The sequence below is a fragment of the Vibrio sp. 1F263 genome (genome assembly GCF_041439035.1).
GTDB lineage: Bacteria > Pseudomonadota > Gammaproteobacteria > Enterobacterales > Vibrionaceae > Vibrio > Vibrio tasmaniensis_A.
Window position 1 is genome coordinate 46,950 of sequence record NZ_JBGONI010000003.1, and the last position, 14,445, is coordinate 61,394.

A 14,445-nucleotide genomic window follows, 5' to 3' on the forward strand; every position below is an offset into this window, starting at 1 on the left:
GACCTTGCTGACCTTGCTGACCTTGCTGACCTTGCTGACCTTGCTGACCTTGCTGACCTTGCTGGTCTTGTTCGTTTTGGTCTTTGGACTCAGAATCGTGTTGCTGTTGCTGTTGCTGTTGCTGTTGCTGTTGCTGTTGCTGTTGCTGTTGCTTCTGAGCCTGTTCGACAATCTCTAGGTTCTTCTTCGCGTAAGTATGTTCAGGGTTACTTTCGAGAATGCGTTGATACTCTTTTATCGCTTGGTCGTATTTACCTTGCTTTGCTTGTGCATTGGCGAGGTTGTAACGAGCATCTTCGCCAGAAAGACCTTGTAGCGTCTGTTCGGCCGCTTCGAAATCACCGGCTTTGTATTGCGCAATGCCTTTCCATTCTTGCTGTTCGAATTGTTCTGCGGCTTGTTGAAAGTCCTCATCTTGATACAACTGATAACCCACTTGGTCATCGGTTTTCCAAGGATTTGCAAACGCAGTATTCGGTTGGCTGAACGAGACAAGTACAGCTAGGCCACACCAAATGACCCCTTTTCGAAATAGCCCAAGTGCAGGAAGTAACAGAAACGGCAATAACCAGAAACCGTTGTTCACTCTGGTGTTGAGTGAGTTATTGGTTTTAGTCACTTCTGATGTTGTCGCAACTCGGTCGAGGTAACTTGCGATGTGTTCAACGTCTGAGTTATCCAATTGCAATTCAGTGAATGTGCCGCCAGAGCGACGAGTCAGGTCGCGCATATTGTCTACGTTGGTTTTCGCAACCACGGTTTGTCCTGAGTCGGTCTGTAACATCGAACCTGTAGGTAACGAGATCGGCGCGCCGCTTTCCGTACCTACAGCCAAGACTGATAACGTCCAATGACTACCAGAGAGTAGCGAGTCGATATCTTTCTTCTCTTGACCATCAATATCATCAGCAATCAGTACCAGATCGCCTTTATAGATATGAGCACGAGTCATCATCTCAATCGCAAGCTTAACTGCCGATGCTGCATTGCCGCCTTGGAAGGGCATGATATCTGGTGATAGGTTGGGTACGAGGTTCTTGATGGTGTTGATGTCAGACGTTAGCGGACTGATGGTGTAAGCATCTCCGGCGTATGCCACCATTCCCGTTAGGCCTTCTTTCCAGAGTGATAGTAGATCCAAAGCCTTGTATCGCGCCTGTGTTAAACGGTTTGGTTTAATGTCAGTGGCATACATCGACATCGACATATCAATGAGCACAACTCGAGCTTGTGTTTTTTCAAAGCTTGGTTGTTCATTTTTTTCAAAGCTTGGACCGGCCAATGCGATGACACCGACCAACCACCAAACGCCGAAATAAGTGCTGCGGTTTTTCGAGGGTTTGTTCGATTCAGGAGCCAAATAACGGGCGATGTGTGACGCCAATAACCCTTGCTTGGATTGTCTCTTGCTAAGCCACCAAATAGCGGGCAGCACGGCAAGAGCCAAGAACCAATATGGGTAGATAAAAGTAAAGTTAGACATTGTTTCTCCTAATGGCTAACAGCATAAATGCGAAGAACATGGCCGCCGACAGAGGCCAGACAAACCACTCTTGTTGTGGTCGCCAGATCTTAGTAGCGTTCGTCACGGGTTCTAATTGGTTGATGGTGTCGTAAATCGTTGCAAGCTCTTTGCTGTCTCGCGCACGGAAGTATTGACCGCCAGTGCGTTTAGCGATTTCCATTAGAGTACGCTCATCCAAGTCTTGAGCAGTATTGACCTTACGAGTCATGAAGAACTCTTTGACCATCATTTCACCCGCACCGACACCCACGGTGTAAATTGTGGCGTTGTATTTCTTTGCAATATCCGCCGCTTCAAGTGGATCTAATACGCCCGCGGTATTGCTGCCGTCACTGAGTAGAATCATTACACGCTGAGGGGCATCGCTGTCGACGAAGGTTTTGGTGGCAAGGCCGATACCATCACCGATCGCAGTTTGAGTACCGATAAGCTTTAGCACTGCCTGATTGAGTTGTTGTGAAAGCGTGTCTCTATCTAACGTCAGTGGCGTCTGCAAGTAGGCGTGATCAGCAAATAGCACCAATCCGACTCGGTCGCCTTTTCGTCGCTCAATAAAGTCACTCAATACATGTTTCACCGCAGATAAGCGATCGATGTATTCGCCATTGAACTGCATGTCTTCTTGGCTCATCGAGCCGGAGAGGTCGACAACCAACATCAAGTCTCGGTGTTTTGGCTGAAACTCAACCGGTTCACCGTACCAAACTGGACGTGCCATGGCCGTTACCAATAAAAGCCAGATGATGACCGACAACGCCTTGGGTAAGCGACTGCTCGGCGTTTTGGTATTGCTGTCCTCGGGCAAAAACGGAAGCCTTAGGGCGTTGTTCGATTCCGCCTTAGGCGAGAGCAAGTAAACAAGGATTGGCAATGGCGCTAGGAAAAACATCCACCACCAAACAAACTCGATATTTAGTAAGCTCGTGTTTAAAAGATCAGTCATAACGACCTCGCTTTGGAGGAAGGGCTTTACGAAGCCAGATTTCGCAGTCGTTAACCAATTGCTGTTGAGCCTTTTTCTGTTCGTCGGTCATTAAGGTTGCATCTTGGTAGAGCGCTTGTTGCCATTGCGATTGTTTTGCGGCGAACAAAGGTTTTGCCAATTGCGCATCTAAGAACGTCAACCAATCATCACCAGATAAGCCTGCCACTTTTTCGCGTGGGAAATAGCTTAGTGCTGCCTGACGAACGATGTCTTGAGCTGCACTCGGAGACAAGGTATTTGAAGGCTGACTATCACGAAAGCAAGCAAGTGCTTCGTTCTTCGCGTATTGGTTCTTTTGTCTTTTGTTTACAATGAAAAATACTAAGGCGATCAGAACAATGGCCGTGATAATGATTAACCACCAACCCCATGCCAAAGGCCACCATGACGGTGCGCTTGGCGTAATAATAGGGCTCAAGTCGAGAGGTTGATTCATGACTGAACTCCTGATACTTGGCTCATTAACGATTGCGCACAAGACAATGAACTGTATGGGATCGCCAAAGAAAGGCTCATTTGCATAAGCTGTTGTTGCTTCTGATCAAATGCGTGACTGAGCTTTTCCTTTTCCTTGCTTGATGAAAAGTTAAACCATTGCGTTTTATTGCCGTCGGTGATCTGTTTTGAACCTTTGAAAGCAGTGACACCTTGCTCTAATGGATCGTAAAAATGCACCAAGCGAACCCGATTATGTCGACGTATTTGATTGATAAGTGAGTAATTACTTTCGCTATAACGAACAAAATCACTGAGCATAATGATATCGCTGCCTTTCGGGCAAAGCTGATGAAGAGACTTCAGCCCATGCTCTAAGGTTGTGTTGCTGTGATTGTTTGGGTTAGTCAGCGCTGCGTTATTGATTTCTATGACTTTTTGTAAAATACGCAGCGGAGCGTGGTTGCTAGCACTGGGTTTAATCTCAATGATCTCTTGGCCAGTATCGATCACTGCACCAATACGGTCTTTTTGAGCGACGGTTAACCAGCAAAGTTGGCTGGCAAAGTGTGCGAGTTGAACCGATTTAAGCAACAAGGTTGAGCCGAAAATCATACTGCTCGACAGATCTAAGAACAAAATCACAGGCTGTTCTCTTTCTTCAGAAAACAGTTTGGTGTGCGCCTTGCCTGTTCTCGCCGTGACGCGCCAATCAATGCTGCGGATATCGTCGCCCGCCTGATATTGACGAACCTCAGAGAAATTCATCCCGCGACCTTTACGATTGCTTTCGTGCTGGCCGTTAAGTTGCGACCACAGGCTCTTGGCTGGAGGCAACCAGCGAACAGACTGCGCTTTGTATTGCAGCAGTTCGTCCAGGTTTAACGTGACGCCGTCACTATGGTTGGGTAATTGATTCTTCATGCGCGTATCCCTATGCGCTACCAACCAACGAGAGAAGGTGTGCGATCACTTGGTTTGCAGTGACCCCTTCGGCTTGTGCGTGGTAGCTACGAAGCAGGCGGTGACGCAGTACAGGGAATGCCATCGCTTGAACATCTTGTGGAGTGACGTAATCTCGTCCTGCAAGCCAAGCGTGAGCGCGGGCACAACGGTCTAACGCGATGGTTGCACGCGGGCTAACACCCATGTCTAACCATTGATCAAGCTGGTCGCTGTATTGCTTAGGTTGGCGCGTCGCCATTACCAATCTGATGATGTACTGCTCAATGGTGTCTGCCATGTGAATGTTGAGCACTTCTTGGCGAGCTTCGAAGATAGTTTGTTGAGAAATAGGCTCTGGTTGAACTGGTTGATTGCCTTGAGCTTCGCCTCTGTTTAGGCGCAAAATCTCCAGCTCACTTTCCATGTCTGGATAAGCCACTTCTAAATGCAGCAAGAAACGGTCTAATTGAGCTTCTGGTAGCGGGTAAGTGCCTTCTTGCTCAATTGGGTTTTGCGTTGCCATTACCAAAAACAAATCGGGTAAGGCATAGGTTTTTCGTCCCGCCGTCACCTGCTTCTCAGCCATCGCTTCTAGCATTGCGGCTTGCACTTTCGCCGGAGCACGGTTGATCTCATCCGCCAGAATAAGCGAGTTGAAAATCGGGCCCGATTGGAAGGTGAATTCTCCCGTTTCTGGACGAAATATATCGGTACCCGTTAAATCAGCAGGTAACAAATCTGGCGTGAATTGAATGCGGTGGAAGTCTCCCTCGACACAGTCAGCCAATGATTTTACTGCGCGAGTTTTTGCTAGCCCGGGAGGCCCTTCAACGAGGATATGACCATCGGCCAAAAGGGCTATCATCAGCTGCTTAACAAGCTCTTTTTGACCAATGATTTGAGACTCTAAATAGTTTTGAAGGACTTCGAAATTTGTTTTGTGCATTTTGGACTCTCTGGGTATCCATTTGATTTTTATTTTGAGTATTGGTCACTGATTACTAGGAAAAAGTTCCAGTACGTTTGTGGAATTTATTTTTTCAAAATTGGAATTATTTACAAGCGGTTAACGAGAAAAAACCACTGAGCCATGGTTTGTACCATATCAATTGTTTTTTATATATCAAAGCTTCAGAGGTCTGTCGTTAAGTGAGCTTCGTGGAACCTTATTATCCAGATAATTAAAATGAATGGTTACGTTTCACTGCATTAGTCTTGCTGATAGTTTTTTCTATAGAAGAATGATTGCTTTGTTTCACCATGCTTACAAATTTTTGCGAAATACCTCTCTAGTTTGATGGGGTTTAGCCGATATATGGTGGAGAGAGTGCACTACTGGTTTAAGTGCACCAAAAAAATCCTGTTCAGGATATATAAATAACGAGCGATTCTTTTTAAAGGTCCAAATATGTTGAAAACTAACTCTCTGAGTATTAAACAAAAAGTTGTACTTGGAATTACCTTCGCAGTTCTTGCATCAACGGTGATTGTCGGTGCGATGGCACAAAAGCAAGCAAGAGATGTTTTGAGTCATCGATTAGTCGATATTGAGCTTCCGGGAATGTTAGAGCGAATTAATGGTGAAATTGACCGTGAAGTCTCTCAGCTATTGTTAGCTGCAGAACAAATTGCTTCGAATGAATTCATTTCTGACGCTATCGAATCGACCGATCGTGATGCCGTCTTAGAGAACAAGCTAGTAAAGCAATTGAACAATGTTCGTAACCAATACCAGCTAAATGATGCCTCGGTAGCAAACCGTCAAACGGCCTACTACTGGAACCAAGATGGCTTCTTGCGTCAACTCAATCAACAGCAAGATGGTTGGTTCTTTGGCTTTACGCAATCTGGCCAGCAGACAATGGTCAGTATGTTCCAAGAAGCGACAGGTGAAGTGAAAATGTTCGCTAACTACCAACAACCTTCTGGTTTAGCGATGTCTGGCTTATCGAAATCGATGGGTGACATGGTAAGTCTACTCAATGGTTTTAAGATCGAAGATACCGGTTTTGTTTTCTTAACGAATAGCCAAGGTGATGTTCAAATTCATCGCGAACGTTCGCTTAGTGATTCATCACTTCAACAACTTTACGGTCCTCAATCTAGTCAGTTGTTAAGCAAGTCAGGATTTAACCTGATTACAACGGAACATAAAGGACAAGAGTTGTTTGTCGCGAGTTTGTATGTGCCGTCAATGGATTGGTTCGTTGTTGGTGAAGTTCCGACGAGCGAAGTTTTTGCTGAGCTTGATGCAACGGCTAAACAGATGCTGATCATGACCGCTGTTGTAGCGTTAATCTTTATTCTGATGGGCGTAGTGCTAGCAAACAGTATTACTCAACCGATTAAACTTTTGGCTAAGCGATTCGGTGACCTTGGCGAAGGTGACGGTGACCTTGCTCAGCGTATCGAAGTGAAAGGCAACGATGAAATTGCACAGCTTTCTAAGGGCTTTAATGGATTCATCGAAAAGATTCACGAGTCGATGAAAGAGGTGTTTTCTACAAGCCAAGCACTTCAAGTCGCCGCTGAGAGTGTTTCTAATAAAGCACACATCACCCACGACAATAGCCAAGAACAACGAGATCAAACTCTTCAGGTAGTTGCAGCCATTAACCAGATGGGCATGACAATCAGCGAGATTGCATCGAATGCGGCAACGGCTGCGGAAACGGCAACACAGGCTTCAGGCAATACTGAAGTAGGCCGATCTGTGGTAAACAAAGCAAAAGACGCGATCAGCCGTTTAGCGCAAGACATCGAAAGTACAGGTCAAGTGGTAGAGCAGTTAGCTTCAACGACTCAAGACATTGGCTCTATTTTGGGTGTAATTCGTGACATCTCTGAACAAACCAACCTACTAGCTCTGAACGCTGCTATTGAAGCTGCGCGTGCGGGTGAACAAGGTCGTGGTTTTGCCGTGGTAGCGGATGAGGTTCGTAACCTAGCAAGCCGTACCGCAGATTCTACGGAAGAGATTCAGAAGATGATCAACCAACTGCAAAGTGATGCTAAAGATGCCGTAACGGCGATGAGTGCAGGCAAAGTGATTACACTTGAAGGCGTATCGGCGTCGGATGAAGCGGTGGACGTACTGGGTGGTATTTCAGACCGTATCGTTGATATCACTGACCGTAATACTCAAGTGGCAACGGCAACGGAAGAGCAATCAACTGTAGTTCACACCATCAACCAGAACATTGAAGAGATCAACGCGATCAACGAAGTGACGACTGGAACCGCAGAGCAGCTTGCTGAAGCGAGCCAAGAACTTCAACAGCTTTCTTCTCGTCTAGATAAGATGGTTGGCTCGTTTAAGCTTTAACAGCCAATAAACATACAGAACTATAATTGGAGCCGGATTCACTTCATGTGAATCCGGCTTTTTTACGTCTAACATGTTTGTTCGTTGATATGGCTTTTACGTCTGATACTGCTTTTTATGTTTGGTGTGGCTTTTACGTCTGATACTGCTTTTTACGTTTGGTATAGCTTTTTACGTTGAACGTCGCCATTCAGACCGCAGTTCTGCATTTAAGCTGATGTTCACTTGATCTGGTTTCGGGCTTTGCACCTAATCGCCCTAGCATCATAGAGCGTAAATGAGTAAAATCTCGCTAGGTTTAATATTTAGGTAAGTATCATGAGCGATTTTGAAAAAGAACTAGAGCAGATGACTCAAGAGATGGGCGATGAGCCTGAAGTGAAACTTCCATCACTTGAAGAGCAAAAAGCGATCGTTGCTGAATTTAAGCGACTAGAAGCGGAAGGCAAACTGACACCTGAAGTGTTAGAACAGCATTTTGGCCAGTTCAATAAAACAAGTGATACGCCAATTCACTAAGTTATTTACTACGATTGGTATTAAAGTTGAGCAAGCCTATATCTTTATCGTATAGATAGGGTGGCTTTTAGCTCCAACAGATAAAGGTCTAGCATTCGCTAGGCCTTTTTTGTTTTTATACTGAACAGACAACAGACAACAGACAACAGACAAAGCGCGATCTATTTAATGAAAGTAAAACTCGTTGTCAGAAAATGAGAAATCCCCCTTACAAGGTAAGAGGGATTCGATATGGGCAAGTTATATCCTAAAAAGACGAACCGATTAGTCGGTGCCGTACTCTTTGTACAAGCGACGACATGCTCTACCATCGCTATGGAACAAGTGACAACGGTGTGCAGGAATACCAATCGCTAGCTTGTCACCAGACTCAATCGTCAACGTGTCTGGCTGGCGATAGATAACGTCAGCATCGGCACTGTCGAGGTTTAGGTAAACTTGTGTTTCGTTACCGAGCTTCTCGACCATCAACACATCAGCTTCAATCGTCGCATCACCTGTTTCAGCAGACAATAAGTGCTCAGGACGAACACCTAGAGACATACGGTCACCAGCGTTGACAGTCGTGCCATCAACTGGGATCCAGAAAGTCATGCCGTTTGAAAGTTGTACCAATACGCGTTCAGCTTCAGCTTGTTCGATGTGAACCGACATAAAGTTCATTTTTGGTGAGCCAATAAAGCCAGCAACGAAACGGTTTTGAGGATAGTGGTAAAGATCAAGAGGTTTACCCACTTGAGAAACAAAACCACCATCAAGCACAACGATTTTATCCGCCATTGTCATCGCTTCAACTTGGTCGTGTGTTACATAAATCATGGTACAGCCCAGTTGACGCTGTAGCTTGGTGATTTGTGAACGCATTTGAACACGAAGTGCTGCATCCAGGTTAGATAGAGGCTCATCAAGTAGGAATACGTTTGGTTGAGAAACCAAAGTACGACCAATCGCAACACGTTGACGTTGACCACCAGACAATGCTTTAGGTTGACGTTCAAGAAGGTGACCAAGCTGAAGGATTTCTGCAGCATGTTCAACACGCTTGTCAATTTCAGCTTTATCGGCGTTTGCCAGTTTAAGACCAAAAGACATGTTGTCGTAGAGATTTAGGTGAGGGTAGAGCGCGTAAGATTGGAATACCATACCTACACCACGTTTTGATGGCTCAACATCGTTCATGCGTTGATCACCAATGTACAAATCACCAGACGTAATATCTTCTAGACCTGCGATACAGCGTAATAGCGTCGATTTACCACAACCTGATGGTCCAACGAATACTACGAATTCACCTTCGTTGATGTCTAAGGTTACGTCCTTAGAAATCTGTACATCACCATATGATTTATAAACGTTTTTTAACGTGACACTCGCCATCTAGCTTGTCCTCGATCGATCAAATTTTAAGTTTTACTGCTTATCATTATAAGGAATTTTTGGGTCAGCAGTAACTGTAGGAATTGGTAAGTATTGAGTGAGTAAGAAAAAAGTGGGTGGGACTTGAATTCTTTAACCAAGCCCACCCGTCATAGCCAAACTGGTGCCTATTTCCCCCACATCCAGCTAAATCTCCCCCGTGATTCAATCACAGATTTAGCTCGATGCTTAATAAAGACAACAGCGGGCAGTGAAGCCAACTAAATGAAGAATGCGTCAACGCATAACATTCGCTGGTAAAGGGTTCTTACTATCCACTCTTGGATGAATGCAGTTTCGGTGAATTCGCGTAATGGTACATCCTCCCAATAGAAAATTAACTAGGGGGAGTAGGAGGGGAGGAGTAGATAAAGGGGGTTATCTATAACTGGCGATCCAGTTCAAATAAATCCACCGCATAACGGTGATGTGGATCACGATGAGTATCTACTTTGTGACTTCGCTCGCCAATCTTACCGGATGACGATCACGAAATTAGGCCATAATAGCTAGGGCGTAGTGGCTAGGATGATGAGCTGTCATTGATTTTCTCAGATCATAGCCTCCGAAAACTGGCTCGTCTTAATTGAATGCGCCCTACGTATAAATATAAAAAGGATATTGACATGAAAAACGCTCTAAGCGCTGTAGCTCTAGGCACAATCGTTGCTCTGGGTTCTTTTGGTGCAAACGCTGCTATCGAAGAAGGTCAACTAACTATTTGGGTTGGTGGCGACAAAGCTTATGAAGGAATGGCTGAAGTAGGTAAACGCTTTGAAGAAGATACTGGTGTTAAAGTAACCGTCGCTTTCCCAGACAAACTAGAAGAGAAATTCTCTCAGGTTGCAGCAGCTGGCGATGGCCCAGACATGATTTTCTACGCACACGACCGTTTTGGTGGTTTTGCTGAAGCAGGTCTTCTTGTTGATATCAAACCTTCTAAGGAAACTAAAGAAGGTATCGTAGACTTCGCATGGGATGCTGTTTCTTACGAAGGTAAAACAATCGCTTACCCAGTCGCGGTTGAGTCAGTTTCTCTTATCTACAACAAAGCACTTGTTCCTAACCCACCTAAGTCTTGGGAAGAGATCCCTGCACTAAACGCTAAGCTTCAAAAAGATGGCAAGAAAGCAATCATGTGGCCTCTACGTGGTGGCGCTTACTTTACATGGCCTCTACTTGCAGCTGACGGCGGTTACGCGTTCAAGCAAACAGCGGAAGGTTACGACATTAAAGATGCAGGCGTAGCGACTGACGGTGTTCAGAAGTCTCTAGGTTTCATTGAGAAGATGGTAAAAGACAAAGTTATTTCTGCGGATATGGATTACTCAGTTGCTGAGTCTGAATTCGTAGCAGGTAACGTTGCAATGACAATTAACGGTCCTTGGGGCTGGGCAAACATCGAGAAAGCTGGCGTAGATTACGGCGTAGCAACATTGCCTAAGTTCAACGGTAAAGCGTCTAAGCCATTCGTTGGTGTATGGGCTGGTGGTATCAGCACCGCTTCTCCAAACCGTGATCTAGCCGTTGAGTTTATGGAAAACTACCTACTAACTGATGAAGGTATGAAGAGCTTGAACGACGACAAGCCACTAGGCGCTGTTGCTCTTAACTCTTTCCAACGTCAACTAGACAGCGACACTCGTATTGCAGCAACAATGGATAACGCGATGAACGGCGAAATCATGCCTAACATCCCTCAGTTCACAACATTCTGGTACAGCATGGAAGAAGCTATTGGCAACGTAGTTGATAGCCGTCAATCAGTAGAGCAAGCACTAAAAGGTGCTGAAGCTCGAATGACTAAGTAACAACCAAGCACTACCTTTTAAGGAGGGGGCAACCTCTCCTTACTTTTCTATTTTTATATCTCGTTAGCAGGTTCCTCTATGCAGTCAGTTCAAGGTTCAGATGCGATCCCGGCACCATCAAGCCTTCCAGGCAGTAAAAGCGTCTTCATCAAATGGGGGTTGCTTGGTAGTGTTGGCTTAATTAATGGCTACGCTACAATTTTAATGTATTCTCGCGGTGAGCTCGCATTTGCGCTGCTTACTGTGATTTTAACGGCTTTGGCTCTTTACATTTTTGGTAGTAAGAAAACTTACGCCCACCGTTATATTTACCCCGGTATTGCCGGAATGATCTTATTCATTCTTTTCCCACTGGCATATACCGTAGGGCTTGCGTTTACTAACTACAGCGCAAAAAACCAGCTCTCTCTAGAGCGTACTCAAACCGTTCTTTTAGACCGTTCATTCCAAAGCGGTGAAAGCTACCCATTCACTTTGTACAAAACAGATAACGGTCACCAGATCGTTGTGAAAGATGGCGACCAGCTGTTAGCAACTGATGTATTTTCTCTGGAAGGCATGACATCAACAGAGATGGACCTATCTGCAATTGACTCTGTACAAGGTGAAAAAGAGAAGATCAAAGCGATCATCCAAAATCGCTCTGTGATCAGTGGTGTCGATTTCCATCTGCCAAATGGTGATGACATCCGCATGAGCGGCTTACGTAAATTTGCTGCCGTTGCACCGCTTTACACTCTTCAAGATGACGGGGAAACGTTATACAACAATGAATCTGGTGAAATATTGAAACCAAACATGGAAGTGGGTTTCTACCAACCGGTTGACGAGAAAGGTGAGTTTATCGGTAACACCATTTCTCCAGGATTTGTTGTAGACATTGGTACAGCCAACTTTGAACGTGTTTGGAAAGATGACGGCATCAAAGAACCGTTTATCAGCATCTTTATTTGGACGGTTGTGTTCTCCATTTGTACGGTAGCCTTCACACTTGCAATTGGTTTGGTTCTGGCAAACGTTGTGCAGTGGGAAGAGCTGAAAGGCCGTGCTGTGTATCGTGTTCTACTAATTTTGCCTTACGCCGTACCAGCATTTATCTCGATTCTTATCTTTAAGGGCCTATTCAACCAGAGCTTTGGTGAGATTAACATGGTGCTTGAGAGTATCTTTGGTTTAAGCCCAAACTGGTTCTCCGACCCGATCTTAGCGAAATCCATGGTGTTGATTGTTAACACTTGGCTAGGCTTCCCTTACATGATGATTCTATGTATGGGTCTACTAAAAGCGATTCCTGAAGATTTGTACGAAGCGTCAGCAATCGATGGTGCTAACTTCCTTGATAACTTCAAGCGAATCACTTTTCCATTGATGATAAAACCGTTAACACCACTATTGATTGCAGCGTTTGCCTTTAACTTCAATAACTTTGTAATGATTCAACTATTGACGAACGGTGGCCCGAACATGATTGGTACTTCTGAGCCAGCGGGTTACACAGACTTGCTTGTAAGCTACACGTACCGAATTGCATTCGAAGGCGGCGGCGGTCAAGACTTTGGTCTAGCAAGTGCAATCGCAACGCTTATCTTCCTATTGGTTGGTGCCCTAGCGTTACTAAACCTTCGTTTCACTAAATTGACTCAAGATTAAGGAGCACGACAATGGCTATGGTACAAGGTAAGAGCCTTAAATACCGAGTATGGGCAACGCATATTGCGCTGTGGTGCTTCTTAGCGCTAATTATTTTCCCACTACTGATGATTATTGCTATCTCATTCCGCGAAGGTAACTTTGCAACCGGTAGCTTGATTCCAGATAACCCATCTTTGGAACACTGGAAATTGGCTCTGGGTATGTCAGTGACGAATGCTGATGGCTCAGTTACTCCGCCTCCATTCCCAGTACTGACTTGGCTGTGGAACTCGATAAAAGTAGCGGGTATTACGTCAATTCTTATTGTGACACTGTCGACAACATCGGCTTACGCATTTGCTCGTATGCGCTTTAAAGGTAAAGAAACTATCCTGAAAGCGATGATGATTTTTCAAATGTTCCCTGCGGTATTGGCTCTAGTGGCTATCTACGCACTGTTCGACAAATTAGGGCAATACATCCCATTCTTAGGCTTGAACACGCATGGCGGTCTGATCTTCTCGTACTTGGGCGGTATTGCATTGCACGTTTGGACGATTAAGGGCTACTTTGAGACGATTGATAACTCTTTGGAAGAAGCTGCAGCATTAGATGGCGCAACACCTTGGCAAGCGTTCAGATTGGTTCTATTGCCACTGTCAGTACCCATCCTAGCGGTTGTATTCATTTTATCTTTCATTGGTGTTGTTGGTGAAGTACCGGTTGCTTCCATCCTATTATCGGACGTGAACTCTTACACGCTAGCGGTAGGTATGCAGCAGTACCTATATCCTCAGAACTACTTATGGGGCGACTTTGCGGCAGCAGCGGTACTTTCCGCACTTCCGATTACTATCGTGTTCTTACTGGCTCAGCGTTGGTTAGTTGGCGGTTTGACGTCGGGTGGTGTAAAAGGATAAGCTGTCCTTATAAGAAAGACAAAAGAGCGACCGTTAGGTCGCTCTATATTGGCATTTTTATTACATCATTTGGTTTGGCCGCCGATCAGTAATAAAAATAACCCTCAGGTTACGCATAGCTGGCTACTAATCAGGTTCCTTACGCTATTAATGATTAGTGGTTTTTGTAACTCTAACCCAGGTACTTACTTGGGTTTTTTTATGCCTGCTACTTTTATCTCTATCTCTATCTCTATCTCAGTCTTTTTGGTTTCTTTCAGTCATTAAATACTGAAGCACCTCTCTCCTGGATTTTTCCGGTTTCATCTCTCTAATTGAAGACATCAACGAGTCTCACAAATCAGACACTCAGTATAAGGGGCCGCAGCTCTATTGATATATGTGCAATATTTCCATGCGTGATACTTCAATAATTTGGATGCAACGGATCGGTCTATTACACAGAAAGTGCCTATAAAGGCAGGCTTGTGTTAATTTTTTGTGGTGGGTATTCTCGGTAGTTATTGATTTAGTGGTAAATATTTCAAAAAGGGAAGGAGAAAAGGAAGAGGTGATGTGAGACTAGAACTCTTTGCTAGAAGGTGCGCAACCTAAATGCTGAAGTAAAACATAGATGCTGTCTTGATAAAGAGCTACGCGACGAAACAGATCCGCAAACGTCTGATCACCGCCAAAACAAGCTTGGATATAGTGGTTAATTTCATTCGTGTCGTAGCCTTCGACGTACAAACTTCTAACCCATTGATACTCAACTGCCTTCAAGTTCGTCAGTGTAGATTCGCAAAGGGTGGGAAATGTTGTGCTCAAAAGTGGCTCCAAGAAATTTAAATACATCCATTATGATTGGCGGTATTTAAACAGAGCAAAATGACGACTTTATTACAGTCAAAATAAATCCGTGAACAAGTATCGGATCATTTTAACTTTTGACT

12 protein-coding genes are annotated in these 14,445 nt (G+C 44.8%); 5 read left to right on the forward strand and 7 right to left on the reverse strand.

What is annotated here, in order from left to right; genetic code table 11:
* The 5 genes from ACED25_RS02725 to ACED25_RS02745 all read right to left on the reverse strand — a co-directional run.
* Positions 1–1,483 (reverse strand): VWA domain-containing protein (locus tag ACED25_RS02725; protein ID WP_371694569.1); only part of this gene is annotated, 1,483 nt, incomplete at its 3' end.
* A complete protein-coding gene (locus ACED25_RS02730) occupies positions 1,476–2,468 on the reverse strand; it encodes a VWA domain-containing protein (RefSeq protein ID WP_122046167.1) in 993 nt (330 codons plus the stop codon). The genes ACED25_RS02725 and ACED25_RS02730, both read right to left, overlap by 8 nt.
* Positions 2,461–2,946 (reverse strand): DUF4381 domain-containing protein, encoded by a 486-nt coding sequence (locus ACED25_RS02735; protein ID WP_017096233.1) that lies wholly within the window; start codon positions 2,944–2,946, stop codon positions 2,461–2,463. Before ACED25_RS02735 ends, ACED25_RS02730 begins: the two co-directional genes overlap by 8 nt.
* A complete protein-coding gene (locus ACED25_RS02740) occupies positions 2,943–3,869 on the reverse strand; it encodes a DUF58 domain-containing protein (protein WP_029223170.1) in 927 nt (308 codons plus the stop codon). The genes ACED25_RS02735 and ACED25_RS02740 overlap by 4 nt, the downstream gene beginning before the upstream one ends.
* Before the next feature lie 10 nt (positions 3,870–3,879).
* On the reverse strand, positions 3,880–4,836 hold the full coding sequence (locus tag ACED25_RS02745; RefSeq protein WP_012600202.1) for a MoxR family ATPase: 957 nt from the start codon (positions 4,834–4,836) through the stop codon (positions 3,880–3,882).
* A 462-nt stretch (positions 4,837–5,298) separates the two neighbouring features.
* On the opposite strand from ACED25_RS02745, the gene ACED25_RS02750 reads away from it, so the two are divergent.
* Together ACED25_RS02750 and ACED25_RS02755 are read left to right on the forward strand one after the other, a co-directional pair.
* Positions 5,299–7,215: a methyl-accepting chemotaxis protein gene (locus ACED25_RS02750; RefSeq protein ID WP_122046169.1), complete on the forward strand. Its 1,917-nt coding sequence runs from the start codon at positions 5,299–5,301 to the stop codon at positions 7,213–7,215.
* A gap of 318 nt (positions 7,216–7,533) precedes the next feature.
* Positions 7,534–7,734, forward strand: coding sequence for a chromosome segregation ATPase (locus tag ACED25_RS02755; protein WP_009845810.1), 201 nt, complete (start codon positions 7,534–7,536; stop codon positions 7,732–7,734).
* A 264-nt stretch (positions 7,735–7,998) separates the two neighbouring features.
* Here the strand turns inward: ACED25_RS02755 and malK are convergent, their stop codons facing one another.
* A complete protein-coding gene (gene malK, locus ACED25_RS02760; protein WP_009845809.1) occupies positions 7,999–9,111 on the reverse strand; it encodes a maltose/maltodextrin ABC transporter ATP-binding protein MalK in 1,113 nt (370 codons plus the stop codon).
* Between the two features lie 665 nt (positions 9,112–9,776).
* On the opposite strand from malK, the gene malE reads away from it, so the two are divergent.
* The 3 genes from malE (at position 9,777) to malG (ending at position 13,513) form a co-directional block, all read left to right on the forward strand.
* Complete coding sequence (gene malE / locus ACED25_RS02765; RefSeq protein ID WP_017096230.1) at positions 9,777–10,961, forward strand: maltose/maltodextrin ABC transporter substrate-binding protein MalE; 1,185 nt, start codon at positions 9,777–9,779, stop codon at positions 10,959–10,961.
* Positions 10,962–11,039: 78 nt separating this feature from the next.
* The gene (gene malF, locus ACED25_RS02770; RefSeq protein ID WP_017096229.1) at positions 11,040–12,611 is read left to right on the forward strand and encodes a maltose ABC transporter permease MalF; all 1,572 of its coding nucleotides are present in this window, start codon (positions 11,040–11,042) and stop codon (positions 12,609–12,611) included.
* An 11-nt stretch (positions 12,612–12,622) separates the two neighbouring features.
* Positions 12,623–13,513 (forward strand): maltose ABC transporter permease MalG, encoded by an 891-nt coding sequence (malG, locus tag ACED25_RS02775; RefSeq protein ID WP_009845806.1) that lies wholly within the window; start codon positions 12,623–12,625, stop codon positions 13,511–13,513.
* Positions 13,514–14,074: 561 nt separating this feature from the next.
* Here the strand turns inward: malG and ACED25_RS02780 are convergent.
* The gene (locus ACED25_RS02780; RefSeq protein ID WP_012600205.1) at positions 14,075–14,347 is read right to left on the reverse strand and encodes a hypothetical protein; all 273 of its coding nucleotides are present in this window, start codon (positions 14,345–14,347) and stop codon (positions 14,075–14,077) included.
* Positions 14,348–14,445 lie beyond the last annotated feature (98 nt).

What these genes read in the sequence shown, in the direction of transcription:
- malE (WP_017096230.1), top strand. Translation starts at nt 9,777, where the DNA reads ATGAAAAACGCTCTAAGCGCTGTAGCTCTAGGCACAATCGTTGCTCTG.
- malK (WP_009845809.1), bottom strand. Translation starts at nt 9,111, where the DNA reads ATGGCGAGTGTCACGTTAAAAAACGTTTATAAATCATATGGTGATGTA.
- ACED25_RS02750 (WP_122046169.1), top strand. Translation starts at nt 5,299, where the DNA reads ATGTTGAAAACTAACTCTCTGAGTATTAAACAAAAAGTTGTACTTGGA.
- ACED25_RS02780 (WP_012600205.1), bottom strand. Translation starts at nt 14,347, where the DNA reads ATGTATTTAAATTTCTTGGAGCCACTTTTGAGCACAACATTTCCCACC.
- malG (WP_009845806.1), top strand. Translation starts at nt 12,623, where the DNA reads ATGGCTATGGTACAAGGTAAGAGCCTTAAATACCGAGTATGGGCAACG.
- ACED25_RS02730 (WP_122046167.1), bottom strand. Translation starts at nt 2,468, where the DNA reads ATGACTGATCTTTTAAACACGAGCTTACTAAATATCGAGTTTGTTTGG.
- ACED25_RS02745 (WP_012600202.1), bottom strand. Translation starts at nt 4,836, where the DNA reads ATGCACAAAACAAATTTCGAAGTCCTTCAAAACTATTTAGAGTCTCAA.
- ACED25_RS02755 (WP_009845810.1), top strand. Translation starts at nt 7,534, where the DNA reads ATGAGCGATTTTGAAAAAGAACTAGAGCAGATGACTCAAGAGATGGGC.
- malF (WP_017096229.1), top strand. Translation starts at nt 11,040, where the DNA reads ATGCAGTCAGTTCAAGGTTCAGATGCGATCCCGGCACCATCAAGCCTT.
- ACED25_RS02740 (WP_029223170.1), bottom strand. Translation starts at nt 3,869, where the DNA reads ATGAAGAATCAATTACCCAACCATAGTGACGGCGTCACGTTAAACCTG.
- ACED25_RS02735 (WP_017096233.1), bottom strand. Translation starts at nt 2,946, where the DNA reads ATGAATCAACCTCTCGACTTGAGCCCTATTATTACGCCAAGCGCACCG.